This is a genomic window from Microcystis sp. M049S2 (genome assembly GCF_020245625.1).
GTDB classification, from domain to species: Bacteria; Cyanobacteriota; Cyanobacteriia; order Cyanobacteriales; family Microcystaceae; genus Microcystis; species Microcystis ichthyoblabe_A.
The window spans coordinates 1-15,862 of record NZ_JADBUN010000085.1; the positions used below are offsets into that span (position 1 = coordinate 1).

The window sequence follows — 15,862 nt, forward strand, 5'->3', positions numbered from 1 at the left end:
GCAATTTGTTCACGGGTTTGCGGTCGTCCACATTGCCGGGGGTAAGGTGAACGTTGAGCAATTCTCCTTCCTCGTTCACCACTAAATGCAGTTTAAAGCCAAAAAACCAGTCCACAGAGGTTTTTCCCCGTGCGGCTAAATCGTCAAACACCCGATGACTACTGATGCGGCGATTATGGCAGACCTGAATTTTGGTGGCATCGACAAAGCTAATCCCCGTGCAACGACCAAAACAATGCTTCAACTAAACGCATAAGGGGATGAGAGTCGAGGGTATCCATTCGATAAAACATTGATAGCTAGGCAGTTGAGGGAACTCTTGTCGCCAGTAGACACAAACATGATCGAGATAGAAATGTTTAAAATTACGGTAGTGGTTTTGATGGAAAGCGATCAGGATGGCGATAATTTCGCTTAAAGTCAAGATTTTGCCACGTTTACGAGCTTTATTATCGGCGTTCATATATTTTTCAGCTTACTGGCCCCCGACTTTTCTTTCCACCCTTATCCCGAACTGACGTTAAGTAAAAAATTAATTTTTTCAATCAACAATCTCGAATTCTATTGACTGCTCTTGGGCAAAATTATAGGTAAAATGATCGATGATATTAGTATTGCTCAATTCGAGATTATAAAAATTAATTGTCGGTTGATCAAAAAGTGGGCCAGCGTGCCAAGTTCCCACCTCTAATTTAATAAAACAGTCCCCAGGGATGCGAAAAACCTTTAATTTTTCTAAATCCGGTTGAGGATAAGGACTAGGGGGGGCCACTCCTAAAAACCACTCTTGTCCCCCCAAAGAACCAAGACATTGGGTACATTGACTATGACGAGTAATTCGCTTAAATTTACGTCCGCGAGTCTGTAAACGCATAATATAAAAGCGTGGCACACCATTTTTTAAATGCAGTTGTGCATCGCTTTCATCAAACAGTTTCCCGTCATGGCTAGGGGTTATTAATTGACCGTAGGGACGGAAACTCTCGGCGGTAATTAGTTGCGCTGACAGGGGACGAACGGTAATCGAATTACTCATAAAAATTACTGCTGACTAACAGTTATAGCTGTACCATCTCGGAGAGAAAGAATATTATTAATAGCAATTCTTTCCCCGGCATTTACTCCAGAAATAACCTGATAAGCTTGCCCTTGAATTGTGCCGACTTGAATTGGTTTTTGTCTGACCACTAAACGCTCCTTGGCATTTTCTTGACCTTCTTTAGCCTTTTCTTTTTCGGCGACAAAAACAAAATTTTGCGCTCCGATGCTAGTCACTGCCGTGGTGGGGACTAATACCCCCGGTTTTTGATCCCAAATTAACCGCGTCCGCACATATTGGTTATTGCGAAGACTGCCATCATTAGTAAAGGCAAATTTCACTAAAACCGATTGGGTAGCTTGGGAAACAGTGGGGGAAATAAAAGTTACTTGACCGCGAACCCCGGCGCTGCCATCGGGATTAATAATTTCCACGGGCAACCCGACACGCAGACGCGGTTGTAATTCCACGGGAATCTGCACATTTAGTTCCAAAGTTTTATTGTTAGTCAACGAGGTTAATTCTTCACCCAGGGAGATAATATCGCCGACTTTTCTTTGATTAAAATCGCCGACAAAACCATCAATCGGGGCGGTAATGGTGTTAAAAACTAAATTCTGGCGCGTCGCCCCTAATTGCCCCTCGGCGCTGGCTACTGCCGCTTGACGACTGTTCACTGTTGCTGCTGCTGCCGCCACCTGTTGCCGTGAGGCTAATTCGTTTTGAATGGCGATATTTAATGCTTCTTTGTTTGCCTGTAGGGTAGCTCTAGCCGCCGTCACCTGTTGACGGGCCGCATCACGATTTTTAGACCGGGCCTCTACTTCCGCCCTGGCGGCCTGAATGTCGCGGCGGCGATCATCTAAGTCCTGTTGGGGCTGTGCGCCTTGTTTGACCAGAAATTCGGCTCTTTTTAGGTTTTTTTCCGCCAAATCTAAATTAGCTCTCGCTCTCTGTAAATCAGCTTCGGCGGCGCTCAAGGTGGCGATCTGACTTTTCACATTGGCTTCGGCATTGGCCACATTTGCCCGATTCTGGGCAATTTGGGCTTTATTTGCCCTCGCTTGCGCTTGTCTTTGCCTTAAATCCGCCTCAGACGCATTCAGGTTCGCTTTGGCCGAATTTACCTGGCCGATGCCAGCGTTTACCTGTTGCTGTTGTTGTTCGGGATCCAATTCGGCGATTTTTTGTCCCTGAGTTACCTGATCGCCAGATTTAACGAAAATAGACCGAATCCGACCAGTAATCTGAGGAGAGACGCTAACACGCTCTTGGGCGATCAAAGTACCCACAAATTCGCTACTTTGCACTAATTTGTCGGTGCCGAGGGTTTGCAGTTTGACGGGAACAGCCGCCGGTCCAGTGGCTTGCGGGGTTTGGGGGGCGCAACCGGTGATAATTAGGGAAACGGCGATCGACGAACCGATCGCTCTCGATAGGTTAACGGATCGTTTAATCATTGTTAAATTTAGGGAGTTTTGGCAGAAAAAGTGCTAGTAAATCGGAAAAAAAGGGAAGGTGAGGAGAGAAGCTTTTCCTTAAACTTTATTCTACAGAATTTATCGCCGTGATCGCTGTTTGTCTTTGATCCAAGCTAACAATATTACAGGTAACTAATCTTTGGGCGAGCGTGGTGTATTCTAGGCGACCACCGGCGATCTGATATTCGTCCCGGGGCGCCGGTAGATGACCAACGGGAGCATTGAGGGTATAGTTAAGATTTTCTTTAAAAATAATCCAATCACCACCTTTACGCCAACCGATGCGATCGCCAAAAGTTTGAAAATTTTCGATCGCCACTAAGCGCCCCGGTCGATTACCTGTCTCGATAAAAATACGAAATTGGGTACTGAAACTAAAACGACCCCCGGAAGCTTCTTTCCAGAGTTGATCCATTTTTTGCAGATCCCAACAGGCCAATTTTTGCAGGTCTTCCATGGTAAACCAGCCCTGTAATTCCCGTCCAGTTGCTTTCAGCATTAAATTACGGGTTTCATCGTTAGCTTGTCGCCAATTTTGTTGAGCGAGGAAATTTTTCAGGCGAGTGTAATTAATGCCCGTGGTCGGTGATACCATTTCCCCAGAGGTGGCAGTCTGGGCAACGATCGCCGGCAAAGGATTGAGAAATAAAGCGATCGCGAGAGTGATCTGACAGAAGGAAAAATTAATTCTCATAAACCCTATTTATTAACCTGATGCAAAGAAATCCTACAATAGCATAGACGAAATTTGCCGTTTTTACCGCCTCCTCAACTCCTATGACTTTCACTTGGATCCGACACCACATTTTGGGATTGCAAGACTGGCAATCGGAAGAATACCAAACCCTGCTACAAACGGCCTCTAGTTTTCGTGAAGTTCTTTCCCGACGTACCAAGAAAGTGCCGGCCCTACAAGGTCAAGTGGTGACAAATCTTTTTTTTGAACCTTCCACCCGCACCCGTAGTAGTTTTGAACTAGCGGCGAAACGTCTTTCGGCCGATGTTCTCAATTTTGCCCCGGGTAGTTCCAGTTTGACTAAGGGGGAAACGATTCTCGATACCGCTTTAACCTATGTGGCCATGGGTACGGATATTTTTGTTATCCGACATCAACAGTCGGGAGTTCCCGATTTAATTGCCGCAGAAATGGATCGTTTGCAGTCGGGGGTGAGTATTCTTAATGCTGGGGACGGTCAACACGAACACCCCTCCCAGGGACTTTTAGACCTGTTTACGATCTGTTGTCTGTTAGATGAGGAAAATCCCCGTTTAGAACTGTTAGAGGGCAAAAAAATCGCTATTGTCGGGGATATACTCCATTCTCGCGTGGCTCGTTCCAATATCTGGAGTTTAACCACGGCAGGGGCGGAAGTACATTTGTCCGCTCCCCCCACCCTACTGCCGAAATATTTTGGAGAATTGTGCGATCGCCTATTTCTCCACTGGGATTTAGAACCAGCTTTAGAAAAGGCCGATTTTGTGATGACCCTGCGACTGCAAAAAGAACGCATGACCGCCAATCTTTTGCCCAGTTTACGCGAATATCATCAAAGTTTTGGCATTACTCGTCCTCGTTTGCAATCCTGTCAACCGGGGGTGAAGGTGCTTCATCCGGGGCCTGTGAATCGGGGAGTGGAAATTAGTTCCGATTTGATGGACGATCCCGATTTTAGTCTGATTTCCCAACAAGTTACCAGTGGTGTTGCTGTTAGAATGGCTTTGTTATACCTCATTGGTAATCTTCGCGGCGACCGGTAAAAGCTTCTCAGGGATTTGCTCTTTTAGTCTGGTTTCATTGAAACAATCCTAAAGTTTTTGTCAAGGTAAATATCATACTTTCTTCCTCCCTCACACACAGCATCTTCTGCTTCAAATAGGTTAGTCTCAACATCAAATTTCATCTCTTTAGGATTCCTACAACCCTGTTTTAGCAAAGCATCAGTCAACCGTGATGTTTCTTCAGGGGTCAAAGCCCGGTAATCACTACTATTAGCTTGACCCGCATAGATTGACATTCCTATAATGCTAAGAGATAGTAAGCTTATGATCGATTTGGTCTTCATTTTTTCAACTTCCTGAATACAATAAAAACATCATTCCAAGGGCTTTAGACCCAAATTTTCGCTAATTAGTTCGGCACGATTACCGATCAAGTTTATCTTAGGGGAAGCATACCTGGATGGCAATAGATATAAATACTCAAGCTATTCCTAGAGCTTTTCTAGAAACTTTGACCGATACCGAATTCCGTTCTCAAAGGACTAGATATGGCGACCTACTCCTCTCTTTTTTAACTAGGGTTGGCTGAATAAATCTAAAAACCTTGTTGGCAGAAGTATTGAAAGATAGAATCAGAGAGCGCATACTTAGGGCTGGCTGAATAAATCTAAAAACCTTGTTGGGTAAGAATTTTAGACTTTTTGTCAATCGAAAAGTACCAGATCTGGGAGTGAGCGGGGGGAAAATTCCTGGACTTTTTCCCTGAAAATTAGGTATTGACCCCCTGAAAAACCCCACACCCCACACCCTACACTCCACACCCCACGAAAAACTTTTTCAGCAGACCCTAAATAGCTGGGCAAAAAATCGAGAAAAACAGCAAAAAAGCGCAGTTACCCCCTTGACAAATAGCCAAAACTAGGCATTAGTTAAATTTAATTATTTTTTAATAAAAACCGCTTTCTATCACCAGAAAAAGCTATCGGTAGATTTTTATCAGAGTAATGTAATCATCTTTACAGCTATCGGGGATCAAAGGATGTTACGGTGAAGGAGCGATGACAAACCCACTTTAAGATCACCCCGATTGCTATGGCACAGATTCTCGATCCCCTCCCCAACGGCAAGAAAAATAGTATTCTTTGTTGCTATGTCAATGCGACCAGTCATATTCAAATTGTTCGCATCACCAATATTGCTAACTGGTATTTTGAAAGGGTGGTTTTCCCTGGGCAGCGTTTAGTATTTGAGACCCTAGCGGATGCTTTCTTAGAGATTCATACGGGGATGATGGCCAGTGCCATCCTTTCCGATAATATCCCCTGTGAACGCCTTTATATCAGCGATGGGGATGACGATGACTCCGATGGTCAACTAGAGGGGGAAATATTCTACCCCCATTCCCTAGAGGAAAGTCAAGGGGCGAAAATTGACAATACCGTACCGTTTGGTTTAAGTTTAGCTTCCGCCTAGCTAATAAACTAATCTGATAATTCCCCTCGCACGAGAATCACAGTGCAATTAACGGCACGGGCAATCGTCGAGGGGATATTGCCATTTAATAACTGATTGAGCAAGCTTTCTCTAGATGCACCCAAAAGCACCAAAGAACAATCCTCCGATTCTACCAGATTAATTACCGCCTCGGCCGGAGAGGCCGAACGAATCGGTAAAGGCACAATCGGCTGTGCGATCGCTTTTTGTAAAGATGCTTGTAAAACTTCCAAAATAGACAGATCTGGCAGTAACTCCGTCGGAGAATAGATTTTACATAACCAAAGTTTGGGATGATCCGAAGACTCGGACAAAGACAGCAAACTAGGCAATAATGCTAAGGCGCGTTCGGCATTGGGACCGCCGGCGGTGGGAATCAGCCAAATCCTTTCCCGATTAGGATCGTTGGGAAAACAATCCTTTGTTCCCAATTTTACCAAGATGGTTTCACAGGGGGCCTGAGCAATCAAAGTATCGACTAAAACCCCAAAAATCGCCCCAGTGGTGGATCTTTCCCCCGTCCAACCCATAATTAATAAATTGCTGTGTCGTTCGCGAATCGTGGCCAAAATCCCTTCGGCGATATCCTGAGCCACCGAAATTTGTGTATGAACAGAGATATTCTGCTGTCGCGCTAATCTTTCCAGACGATGAAGTAATTTGCGTCCTTCCCGCGTATCTACCCGGACTTCCGCCGGAGAACTAAGACGAGGCACAGTAATCACATAGAGACAATCTATCTCATAATTGCGTTCACGGGCGATCGCAACAGCAATTTTAAACAAAGCGGTAGCGGTGTCAGGATTGGCAATAGGTAATAAAATCCGACCTATTCCCACAGCCGGGGAACGAGTTTGATAAACCACATAGGAAGGGGTACTGCGTTGGGGCAGTTGACAAACTCCCCCTAATTGATCAGCTTCCACCCGGATAATATCGGTGCGGGTGATGATCCCCACCAGTTTTTGACCATCGGTAACGGGTAAACGGGAAAGCTGATAGCGATTTAACAGAAATAAAACATCGCTTAAAGCTGCTTGGGGAGCCACCGTAATCGGATTGGGAGTCATGATCTCCCGTAGGACGGTTTGACTGTTTTTTGATCGCCATTTATCCAGATCACTTTGGGTAAAAATCCCCAATAGTCGCCCCTGTTCCACCACTGGAAAACCGCGATGATGGGAACGAGACATAATTTTCACCACTTCCCCTAGGGGTAAATCCGCCGGCAGAATTTCCACCTGCGATTGCATCACATCTATAGCCGACAGATGGGCCAACACATCATTAGCAGGGGTTTCCTCGTTGAGAATAATACCACTAGCGGAAAGTAAATGCTGATAGAGGGAACCGGGGCGAATGCTTTCAGCAGTGATATAAGAAACGGCACAGGTCAACATCAGGGGCAACACAACATTAAAATTGCGATGCAGTTCAAAGACAATCACGATCGCCGTTACCGGAACCCTGACTACTCCCGTAAAAAAAGCCCCCATACCGGCTAAAGTATAACTAGCTTCGCTGCCGAAACCCATAATTTTCGTCTCGATTCCCCCCACCAGAAACCCCAAACAGGATCCCAACACCAAAGCGGGGGCGAGGAGTCCTCCCGGAGCGCCAGAACTGTAGGAGATCATCGTCAGGAAAAAATAGACCACAAAAGCGAGGGCGGTATTCTGCCAACTTAATTCCCCTGCCAGCAAAAATTCGCGTAAACCCGTATTATCTCGGAAAAAGTCGGGTAAAAAAGCCACTACCGTTCCCGATAACCAACTGACCAGACCGATACGCCAAGCCAGAGATAACCGCCAACGCCGCTGCATCTGGCTACAAAAAAGGATGCCTTGATTGAATAAAGCTCCCAATAAGCCCGCTAAAACCCCCAAAAGGCCATAAAAGGGTATTTCTTGGGCAGAGAAGCTAATATTGGCATATTCAGTGATGATCGAGGGGGTATTCTGCAGCATCATCGAAACCACGGCCCCGGTAAAGGAAGCCACGATCGCCGTTTCTAGGGTCATACTGGAAACATCGCGCATTAATTCCTCGATCACAAAGAGGACTCCGGCGATGGGAGTAGTAAAACCGGCCGCTAACCCGGCGGCTGCCCCGGCTGCGATCATCTGACGACGGTGATCGGGACTGGTGGGCAGCCAGACGCTTAACTGGGCTGCTAGGGCTGCCCCGATGTGTACCGTGGGGGCCCGACGACCAAGGGTTAAACCACCGCCAAGGATCAGGATCGCCCCGATCATTTTTACGACGGCGACGCGCCAAGACAGGGGCAAAGGATATTTAGCTAGGGCCGCTTTTACTTGGGGAATACCACCCCCGGCGGCCGCGGGGGAGAAGTGTTCCACAATCCAGCCGGCGCTGTAGCCAAGCAGAAAACCGCCGAGGGGCAAAACTAGGAAAGGAGAGGAATTGGCTACTAGATGCACCCGCCAACCACCTAACCAACCGATGCCCAATTTCAGGATAATAGCGGCAAGGGCGGAGAGAATTCCGATTAAACAGGCAACCAGTAAAGCATAACGACTATCGGTGGCGCTACGTCCGAAGTGTTGGGATTTGAACCACTGACGGAGGTTTTGGTAACGGGCAAAAAGTCCCATAATTATCAGGGAGAATCAAGGCAATGGCGGAGCGAGGATTTATTTCGGGTTGGCTGAATAAATCTAAAAACCTTGTGGGATAAGACTTTTAGACCTTTTTGAAATCCAAAAGTGCCGAGACCGGGAGTACTCAGGGGGAAAATCCCTGGACTTTTCCCCTGAAAATTAGGTAATTGACTACCTGAAAATCGGTAAAACCCTACACCCTACACCCTACACCCTGCTCCCACCAACAAACTTTTTCAGCAAACCCTAATTATGTTAATTTAGCTCAAGTGCCGAAGCTCTTATCATATTTTTTAGCTAATGTCAATAAAGTTATGAAACGATTCCTGTTATTATTTTGTGTTCTCGTCAGTTTTTTGCTATTTATCAGCCTTGAAATCGATTTTTCCTTGTCCGCACTAGCTCTAACTCGACAACAGCTAGAAGGACCGGGGCAGCTGTTGTATCAATCCCGTCATAGTTTGCGCGATGATACTGGTAGTCCTTGGCAGGTGGTGTTATTCAAACGAGTTAAAGATGGGGAAACGGTAGAAATTAGTTTGCGCTTGGTGGGATTTCCAGAGGGGATTGAGTTTCTTCACCCGGAAAGATTAACGATAACCACTGCTAAAGGTCAAATTTTAGCGGCTGAGGATGCTTTTGCCCAAGAATCACCCGCAGCTAACGTTGGTCAATACAAGATGCAGGATATCTTAACGCAGCTACCCGTTACCGAAGCGATCGAGCTTTCCCTACCCCTAGACAATCCCCGCGCTCTCAGTATCCCGACTCCTGTACTTTTGGAATGGCAAAGTCTGCTTTTTTCCGTAAATGGGGGAAATCCCAATCACCGACGATAAAAAAATACTCAATTAGCAAAAGTTTCAGCTATTACCACTACAAGAAAATCACTCTCGGACAAATTCAATTGCCTGACTACAGTTCTAAAGCTTCGTAGATGTACAATTTATTCAAAAAACCGACGGTACTGAATTGATAACTAGGTAAAGGGGGAGGGAACGATAATTCCGTTTGATAAACGCTGAAAATGAGAAAATTCTTTCTAGATGTGTTAGTGGCGATCGCTTCTTGTAAAAAAGGATGACCCGTATCCACCAACATTTTACAGTAACCCCGCAAGAGAGCCTGCACCTCAAGGGAAGCTTGCGCCCGAGCGCAGACATTATCCTTAAGATAGCTAGTTAACCTCTGGGAGGCGTATTGTTCGTAATCTTGACGATTGGGGTTAGTTGTCAGCAATATTCCCGCAATTCCCCCTAAAACCACCCCTAACACCATTCCCCCTAACCGCGCCAATTTCATAAGCTCTCAAATCATCACTCACTTACCCTAACGATAGCCCGAAATAGGATAAAAAAACTGTTGTCAATCATTCGTCTTGTGCTATACTAGGAAAGGTGTACGGCGAGCGTAGCCAAGTGGTTAAGGCAGTGGATTGTGGTTCCACCATTCGGGGGTTCAAGTCCCCTCGTTCGCCCTCTTTTCAAGACCCTCGATTTCAGGCTAGGCTAAAATTCGCACTAAATCAACTTCCTTTTTGTAGTAGTTCTGCTGATGTGAGCAAACAGAGAACTGAAAACTCAAATCTGATCCCTAATAGCTGTATCCCGTCTCGACTGGGAAATTAATTTTGCACGACTACTTACTTTCTCACCTAGCCCGAGCTTTTATATTAACTAATTCAGAGGATAATTACCGTGAAAACAGCGAAATATCCCGAAAAAATTGCCGCTCTCTGGACAACATTCCTCTTGGGAACCCTATTTCATACCCAACTGGGGTTAATGCCGCTCTTCCATGGTCAATCGATCATCGAGAGTCATCAAACCAGCAATCTCGATCCGATTTTCTGGGGAATGTTGCTCTTTTTTTTGCTGCCAATGTTAGCGATTATCGGGGTCAATTTTAGCGAAAGTCGCTCCTTGAGAAAAACCCATTTCTGGCTAACAATTCTCTATTCTATCTTAAATTTAGCCCATCTCATCGCTGATCTTCTGGTCAGACCGATCGCTTGGTATCAAGTCGCTCTCATGGCAATTTTATTGATCATCGGACTGATTTTAAATCTAGTTTCCTATCAATGGCTGCGGTTAGCGATCGCCCATCCGCGCCATCTCTCGGAAAATCATTAGCAGTGCCAAGATCAAAGGGTAGCCGGTTGACTAACTGATTCACACAAGAGGATGCTTTTTGATCTTAAGTTGGTGCTTATTAGGGCAAAAGCCAGCTTAAACCAGATCTAAAGCGATTTTTTCGGAGAATTTAGCTTAAAAAATCTAATTAATCCCTATTATTCCCTAGATCAGCCCGTAAATTGCCCCTGTTTTCTCGCCGATGCTGCGACCACATCTTACCAAGTATGGATATTTTTAGCTATGATGGTTCAAAAGCAAGCCAATAAAGGGAACTTTCTTGGCTTGTTATTCATCGAAAAACTCCTGATCAGAGGAGTCAAATAGGCTATATAGTTCAGATTAACGGCAAATATTGGTTAATAGTAATAACGAGGTAATTATTTTGATGAAATCTCTCATTCGTTGGACGGCAACCCTTGGTTTAGTAGGGACGACAATGTTGACTTCGCTGCTGGGCAGCTATTCTAAAGCACTCGCTTTACCGGAAGAACAAATCGTCAAAACCTTGCAGTCTGTACCTGTCTTCGCTATTGCTGATGATCAAGGAGTCCCCTTAATTGCCGTGGGAGAAAAAGAACAGAAATTCACGGGAGTTTTTATCAGTAAGCAGGACGCACAAAACTTTTTTGAACGACTGAAAAAAGAGAATCCTGAAGTGGCCAGCAAAGTTAAAGTTCGGCCCGTTTCTTTGGCAGATGTCTATAGAATGCAAACCAGTCAAACCGAACAAAATCGTTTAATTGTCGATTTTGTTCCCAAAGAGTCGGAAGTAGAATCGGCGAAAAAACTGCTCAGTGAAAGAGGTCAACAATATCAAGGTGGTGTACCTTTATTTGTGCCGAAAGCGGGAAAAGAGAGTAATTTTCTGGTAATCAGTCGCAATAATCAGGATTTTATTCCTTTCTTCTTTGAAAAAGCCGCCGCTTTGCAAATGGTAGAACAATATAAAAAAGCTAATCCCGCCGAAGCAGCCACGGTGAAAATTGATGTTATTCCCTTAGAAAGTGTCATCGCCACCCTACAACAAAGTAACGATGAAGCTTTAACTAAAATTCTCCTCTATCCTAGCCAAGAAACGATTGATTTTATCCGAGCAAATAGCAACCAAAATGCTCCCAACCAAGCGCCGGCAAATCAGCCACGCCCTAATAATAATACCAATAATCCCCCCGCCCCCAATCGTTAAGCCTTGTGTCTGCTAGTATTTCTGGTCAAGAATTAAGTCAATGGCGCCAACAGGCGATCGCTGATTTAGAGCAAGCGCAACTATCTCCGAAGGAAGTGGATATCTTTCTGCAAGCAGTGACAGATATAGATACTCTTTCCCTGCGCTTACAATCCTTTCGCGAACGAGAAAAAATCCCCTTGAGTTATTCTTGGTCGGAAATTACTAAACGCTGGCAAAAACGCCTTCAAGCAAGGGTTCCCTTGCAGTATTTGCTCGAATCAGTGGTCTGGCGTAATTTTACCCTCAAAGTCTCCCCAGAAGTCTTAATTCCTCGTCCCGAAACCGAGTTATTAATCGATATCGTTGGAGAAACCGTCAGAGGAGACGACGTGGGAATCTGGGTAGATCTGGGAACCGGTAGCGGTGCGATCGCTATTGGTTTAGCCAGTATCTTGACAAAAGCAGCAATATATGCTACCGATTACAGTCCAACGGCTTTAGCGATCGCCAAAGAAAATATCATCAAGACGGGTTTTGCCGACAGAATTATCTTAAAACAGGGTTCTTGGTGGACACCCTTAGAGAAGTGGAAAGGACAGATTAGCGGTATGCTGTCCAATCCTCCCTATATTCCCAGTGCAGAAATCCTCGACTTACAAATTGAAGTGCGGGAACATGAACCCCGTTTGGCCCTTGATGGAGGTGAAGACGGATTGACCGCGCTGCGCTATCTAGTAGCCACTGCTCCCGATTATCTGCGCTCAGGAGGCCTTTGGCTAGTGGAAATGAGAGCCGGTCAAGGGGAAAAAGTAGTGCAAATGCTGGAAAATCAGGGCAATTATCGACAAATTCAGATTATTAACGACCTAGCAGGTTTCGATCGCTTTGTTTTGGCCGAGCGAATTTAGCGCAATGTACCCGCTTCGCAGTCCCGCAGCCAGAGACGCACCGCTTGGCCGATGGTGCCTTGACTGGTTTCTAGGGGAGGTAAGGGGACTTGAGTGGGTTCAAGGGAAGCTAATTGACTGTAAACTGTGACTAATCGCCATCCTTCCCCAGTTTTAGTTAAGAATAACCAGTGATAATTCTGGAGGCTGACAGAGCGATTTTTGCTATACTGACGCTCTAAAGTCGTAAAAAAAACCTGTTGAGTGTCATCGGCAATTTGACCGGAATATTGACTAGCAGTTAAAGGTAGGGGTGCAAATTCAGGACGACCGGCAATAATCACAAAAACCGGTGTAGATAATTTTTGGTCGATTTGGGAGCGGGTAATAACTCGATTAGCATAACTGGGTAAATCTGACAAGAGGCGATCGACTAAAAGATTTAAATCCTCCGGACAGCTAGAAAGAGGACGACTAACGGCTGGGAAGTTAATCCCGAAAATAACCAGTAATACCCCTAAATATCGGCTAATTCTTGACAAATTTTTGTCCATGCTACCTTTGGCTCCTCGGCACCGGTGATCGGTCGTCCAATTACTAGATAATCGGCCCCAGCTTTAATCGCTTGGGCCGGAGTCATCACCCGACTTTGATCCCCTTTGATTGACCAGGAGGGACGAACTCCGGGGCAAACTAAGAGAAAATCCTCTCCACAGACGCGACGCAATTGCGCCACTTCTTGGGGAGAACAAACCGCCCCATCAATTCCCGATTCTTTGGCCAATAATGCCAGATTTAAGGCATATTCCGATAGTTCTAGGGGAATTTTGAGGTCGAGGGCTAATTCGCGGGCGTTAAGGCTGGTTAAAACGGTGATAGCGAGAAGTTTTGGCGGCGATAGCAGGTCAGAGATTGCCTCCTTAGCTGCCGTCATTGCTTGCCGTCCGGCTGTTGCGTGGAGGGTGAGTAAATCCACTCGATAGCGACTGGCGGAACGACAGGCCCCAGCGACCGTATTGGGAATATCATGAAATTTTAGATCGAGAAAGCTCTTTTTTTGTCTTTCTTGCAGAATCCCTAGAATTTCTGCACCGCTACTGACAAATAATTCTAGTCCCACTTTCCAAAAATTGACTTCCGGCAACAGATCAAGCAGTGCGATCGCTGATTCTAAATCCGGCACATCGAGAGGAACAATAATTCGGTCTGAGTTGGTCATATTGGGGCGATACAGTGGGGGTGTGGGGTGTGGGGTGTGGGGTGTGGGGAGAGGGAAGCGGGGAGAAGGAAGTGGGGAAGTGGGGAAGTGGGGACGGAGTTTAAAGGCAGTACAGCTTAAATCAGAGAAAAATCCAGTCGGCAAAAGTGGCAGCCTGTCCGCAATAAATGCCATCACGATCGATGATATTCCAAACGATCGCTTTTTCAATGCGAAATAGTTGACCGTTTTTCGTGGTCCTTACCCCGTGATAATCGTTGATATAGCCCTGTTTTTTGACTAAATCCAGCATTTTTTGGCGTTCTTGGGCGGGTTCCTCTCCCTCTACCGTTGCTCGCGAAGGAGTTGCTAATAATTCTTGCCAAGTTAAACCCCAGAGATCGAGGGCGCAGCGATTACCATAATTGAAGATCGGATTAGTTTGTGTACCGTGGGAAACTAGCACAAAAGGGGCATAAAAGAGCATTTTACTCTGTTCTTTGCCAGTACCGATCCAGGGTAAAAGCGATCGCCCGATTAACTGTTCATAACTATCCAGCAGCAATTCTGTCCAAGCTATAATAGCTAAATCTTCCCAAATTTCCATAAAATTATCTTGAAAAACCGGTTTAATCTTCCCTTTGCCAATATTTATAGGCCGCGTAGGCTAAAGTAATCACTCCCGTGAGAATTGCCGACTCATCCACTAAAAATTCCGGATGGTGAAGGGGGGGATTGAGGAGGTGAGAAGAACCCACTCCTAGACGGAACATTGTCCCCGGGGCCTGTTGCAAATAAAGGGAAAAATCCTCGGCCCCCATGGAGGGTTCCGAGAGAATTAAAACCCGATCCTGTCCCCAAGCTTCTAAACCAGCTTCTTCCACCAAACGGGTTAAAAATTGGTCATTTTGCACCGATGGCACACCCCGGCGATATTTTACTTGACATTTTGCGTTATAGGTGCTACAGACATTCGTGACCAAACTCTCGATCCATTCCGGGAGATGGGCGTGGGTTTCTGGGTGCAGCGATCGCACGGTTCCCGCCATGCGTACCTGATCGGCGATGACGTTGGGGGCGCGACCACCGCTAATCTGGCCGATGGTGAGGACAATGGGACGCAAAGGGTTTTGAGTCCGACTAATTGCCTGTTGCAAAGTGGTGATTACTTGCGAGGCGATCCAGATAGCATCGATCGCCTCGTGGGGCCGGGCCCCGTGGCCGGATTCTCCTTGAATAAAAATCTCCAGATCGTCGGCAGCCGCAGTTAAGGCCCCGTAACGAACTCCGATCGATCGGGCCGGAATCGAGGGGAAAACGTGCAGCCCGAAAACGGCACTGACATCCCGCATCACCCCTTCCCGGATCATCCAACTGGCCCCCTGGGCGATTTCCTCTGCTGGTTGAAAGAGAAAGCGTATTTTTCCCCCCAAAGGTTCCGAGAGACGGGAAAGCACCATCGCCACCCCTAAACCGACGGTAGCATGAACATCGTGACCGCAGGCGTGCATAATCCCCGGTTTGCGGGAAGCAAAGTCTAAATCGGTCTTTTCTTGGATCGGTAGGGCATCCATATCGGCCCGGATGGCTAAAATCCTTCGATCACTGCCTTTTCCCGCCAATTCTCCCTTAACTCCCGTTTTTCCCACCGCTTCCTGCACCGATAGACCACAGGAAGACAAAACCCCGGCAATATAGGCGGCAGTTTGATATTCTTGCCCGCTTAACTCTGGATTCGCGTGAATGTGGCGGCGAATCTCCACTAATCGGGGTGCGAGACTCTCGGCTATGTTTTTAATCTCGGAGAGCATGAAACCAGTTTTACAGTATCTTTAGGGTTAATCATAGAGCATTTTTTACCTGAAAATTGGGCTTGGCTGATTTTCAGTCTCAACTGTCTTCTCGGCACTCTTTCAACCCAGGACTAAGCTAATTTGTCAAGAGGATACGGGAGTTAAGTAGGTAGGCGTTAAAAGTTGTCAGATCCCCCCGCCTATCGGCACCCCCCTTATCAAGCTGTCCTTTAGTCACATCTTTCTTAACATTTCAAACCTTTGTAGCACAAGGCTTTCAAGACTCGGTTAACAATTTGTAATATTCCTTGTTGACACCCTTACTGA

16 protein-coding genes, 1 tRNA gene and 1 pseudogene are annotated in these 15,862 nt (G+C 46.1%); 7 read left to right on the top strand and 11 right to left on the bottom strand.

Translation table 11 applies throughout. From position 1 onward, the window contains the following. The 4 genes and pseudogenes from IM496_RS22345 to IM496_RS07175 all read right to left on the bottom strand — a co-directional run. Positions 1-463, bottom strand: a pseudogene (locus tag IM496_RS22345) (IS982 family transposase); the annotation flags it as partial. A gap of 78 nt (positions 464-541) precedes the next feature. After that, positions 542-1,036 carry an ureidoglycolate lyase gene (locus IM496_RS07165; RefSeq protein ID WP_287661623.1) on the bottom strand — a complete coding sequence of 165 codons (495 nt, stop codon included), beginning with the start codon at positions 1,034-1,036 and terminating at the stop codon, positions 542-544. A 5-nt stretch (positions 1,037-1,041) separates the two neighbouring features. Next, positions 1,042-2,499: an efflux RND transporter periplasmic adaptor subunit gene (locus IM496_RS07170; protein ID WP_287661624.1), complete on the bottom strand. Its 1,458-nt coding sequence runs from the start codon at positions 2,497-2,499 to the stop codon at positions 1,042-1,044. 85 nt (positions 2,500-2,584) lie between these two features. Beyond that, entirely contained in the window at positions 2,585-3,214 is a 630-nt protein-coding gene (locus IM496_RS07175) for a GUN4 domain-containing protein (protein WP_287661625.1), read from the bottom strand. A gap of 83 nt (positions 3,215-3,297) precedes the next feature. Here IM496_RS07175 and IM496_RS07180 point away from each other — a divergent pair, with 83 nt between their 5' ends. Continuing rightward, entirely contained in the window at positions 3,298-4,278 is a 981-nt protein-coding gene (locus tag IM496_RS07180; protein ID WP_287661626.1) for an aspartate carbamoyltransferase catalytic subunit, read from the top strand. 23 nt (positions 4,279-4,301) lie between these two features. On the opposite strand, the gene IM496_RS07185 is transcribed toward IM496_RS07180, so the two are convergent. After that, positions 4,302-4,583: a hypothetical protein gene (locus tag IM496_RS07185; protein WP_002795780.1), complete on the bottom strand. Its 282-nt coding sequence runs from the start codon at positions 4,581-4,583 to the stop codon at positions 4,302-4,304. 748 nt (positions 4,584-5,331) lie between these two features. On the opposite strand from IM496_RS07185, the gene IM496_RS07190 reads away from it, so the two are divergent. Next, positions 5,332-5,712 (top strand): DUF1830 domain-containing protein, encoded by a 381-nt coding sequence (locus IM496_RS07190; RefSeq protein WP_002761692.1) that lies wholly within the window; start codon positions 5,332-5,334, stop codon positions 5,710-5,712. Between the two features lie 8 nt (positions 5,713-5,720). On the opposite strand, the gene IM496_RS07195 is transcribed toward IM496_RS07190, so the two are convergent. Then, positions 5,721-8,348, bottom strand: coding sequence for a chloride channel protein (locus IM496_RS07195; RefSeq protein ID WP_194017194.1), 2,628 nt, complete (start codon positions 8,346-8,348; stop codon positions 5,721-5,723). Positions 8,349-8,668: 320 nt separating this feature from the next. On the opposite strand from IM496_RS07195, the gene IM496_RS07200 reads away from it, so the two are divergent. Further along, positions 8,669-9,193 carry a DUF3122 domain-containing protein gene (locus IM496_RS07200; RefSeq protein ID WP_194017192.1) on the top strand — a complete coding sequence of 175 codons (525 nt, stop codon included), beginning with the start codon at positions 8,669-8,671 and terminating at the stop codon, positions 9,191-9,193. Between the two features lie 76 nt (positions 9,194-9,269). Here the strand turns inward: IM496_RS07200 and IM496_RS07205 are convergent, their stop codons facing one another. Beyond that, positions 9,270-9,656: a DUF4359 domain-containing protein gene (locus tag IM496_RS07205; RefSeq protein ID WP_193955761.1), complete on the bottom strand. Its 387-nt coding sequence runs from the start codon at positions 9,654-9,656 to the stop codon at positions 9,270-9,272. 102 nt (positions 9,657-9,758) lie between these two features. On the opposite strand from IM496_RS07205, the gene IM496_RS07210 reads away from it, so the two are divergent. The 4 genes from IM496_RS07210 (at position 9,759) to prmC (ending at position 12,565) form a co-directional block, all read left to right on the top strand. Continuing rightward, positions 9,759-9,831, top strand: a tRNA-His gene (locus tag IM496_RS07210). A 220-nt stretch (positions 9,832-10,051) separates the two neighbouring features. Next, positions 10,052-10,486: a hypothetical protein gene (locus IM496_RS07215; RefSeq protein WP_194017190.1), complete on the top strand. Its 435-nt coding sequence runs from the start codon at positions 10,052-10,054 to the stop codon at positions 10,484-10,486. Positions 10,487-10,874: 388 nt separating this feature from the next. Next, positions 10,875-11,675, top strand: coding sequence for a Tic22 family protein (locus IM496_RS07220; protein WP_194017188.1), 801 nt, complete (start codon positions 10,875-10,877; stop codon positions 11,673-11,675). Between the two features lie 5 nt (positions 11,676-11,680). Next, positions 11,681-12,565: a peptide chain release factor N(5)-glutamine methyltransferase gene (gene prmC, locus IM496_RS07225; protein WP_287661627.1), complete on the top strand. Its 885-nt coding sequence runs from the start codon at positions 11,681-11,683 to the stop codon at positions 12,563-12,565. Here prmC and IM496_RS07230 read toward each other — a convergent pair. From IM496_RS07230 to IM496_RS07245, 4 genes are all read right to left on the bottom strand, one after another. Beyond that, a complete protein-coding gene (locus IM496_RS07230) occupies positions 12,562-13,098 on the bottom strand; it encodes a hypothetical protein (protein WP_287661628.1) in 537 nt (178 codons plus the stop codon). The two genes, prmC and IM496_RS07230, sit on opposite strands and share 4 nt — an antisense overlap. Beyond that, positions 13,062-13,763, bottom strand: a complete 702-nt coding sequence (gene pyrF, locus IM496_RS07235; protein ID WP_287661629.1) for an orotidine-5'-phosphate decarboxylase — start codon at positions 13,761-13,763, stop codon at positions 13,062-13,064. Before pyrF ends, IM496_RS07230 begins: the two co-directional genes overlap by 37 nt. Before the next feature lie 121 nt (positions 13,764-13,884). Next, the gene (locus IM496_RS07240; RefSeq protein WP_194013778.1) at positions 13,885-14,349 is read right to left on the bottom strand and encodes an MEKHLA domain-containing protein; all 465 of its coding nucleotides are present in this window, start codon (positions 14,347-14,349) and stop codon (positions 13,885-13,887) included. Positions 14,350-14,371: 22 nt separating this feature from the next. Beyond that, a complete protein-coding gene (locus tag IM496_RS07245) occupies positions 14,372-15,553 on the bottom strand; it encodes a M20 family metallopeptidase (RefSeq protein WP_104397244.1) in 1,182 nt (393 codons plus the stop codon). Positions 15,554-15,862 lie beyond the last annotated feature (309 nt).

Bases quoted from the DNA above. Each gene is read 5' to 3' on its own strand.
- IM496_RS07195 (WP_194017194.1), bottom strand. From the start codon at position 8,348: ATGGGACTTTTTGCCCGTTACCAAAACCTCCGTCAGTGGTTCAAATCC.
- IM496_RS07220 (WP_194017188.1), top strand. From the start codon at position 10,875: ATGAAATCTCTCATTCGTTGGACGGCAACCCTTGGTTTAGTAGGGACG.
- IM496_RS07185 (WP_002795780.1), bottom strand. From the start codon at position 4,583: ATGAAGACCAAATCGATCATAAGCTTACTATCTCTTAGCATTATAGGA.
- IM496_RS07165 (WP_287661623.1), bottom strand. From the start codon at position 1,036: ATGAGTAATTCGATTACCGTTCGTCCCCTGTCAGCGCAACTAATTACC.
- IM496_RS07230 (WP_287661628.1), bottom strand. From the start codon at position 13,098: ATGGACAAAAATTTGTCAAGAATTAGCCGATATTTAGGGGTATTACTG.
- IM496_RS07180 (WP_287661626.1), top strand. From the start codon at position 3,298: ATGACTTTCACTTGGATCCGACACCACATTTTGGGATTGCAAGACTGG.
- IM496_RS07190 (WP_002761692.1), top strand. From the start codon at position 5,332: ATGGCACAGATTCTCGATCCCCTCCCCAACGGCAAGAAAAATAGTATT.
- pyrF (WP_287661629.1), bottom strand. From the start codon at position 13,763: ATGACCAACTCAGACCGAATTATTGTTCCTCTCGATGTGCCGGATTTA.
- IM496_RS07240 (WP_194013778.1), bottom strand. From the start codon at position 14,349: ATGGAAATTTGGGAAGATTTAGCTATTATAGCTTGGACAGAATTGCTG.
- IM496_RS07170 (WP_287661624.1), bottom strand. From the start codon at position 2,499: ATGATTAAACGATCCGTTAACCTATCGAGAGCGATCGGTTCGTCGATC.
- IM496_RS07200 (WP_194017192.1), top strand. From the start codon at position 8,669: ATGAAACGATTCCTGTTATTATTTTGTGTTCTCGTCAGTTTTTTGCTA.
- IM496_RS07175 (WP_287661625.1), bottom strand. From the start codon at position 3,214: ATGAGAATTAATTTTTCCTTCTGTCAGATCACTCTCGCGATCGCTTTA.
- IM496_RS07245 (WP_104397244.1), bottom strand. From the start codon at position 15,553: ATGCTCTCCGAGATTAAAAACATAGCCGAGAGTCTCGCACCCCGATTA.
- IM496_RS07205 (WP_193955761.1), bottom strand. From the start codon at position 9,656: ATGAAATTGGCGCGGTTAGGGGGAATGGTGTTAGGGGTGGTTTTAGGG.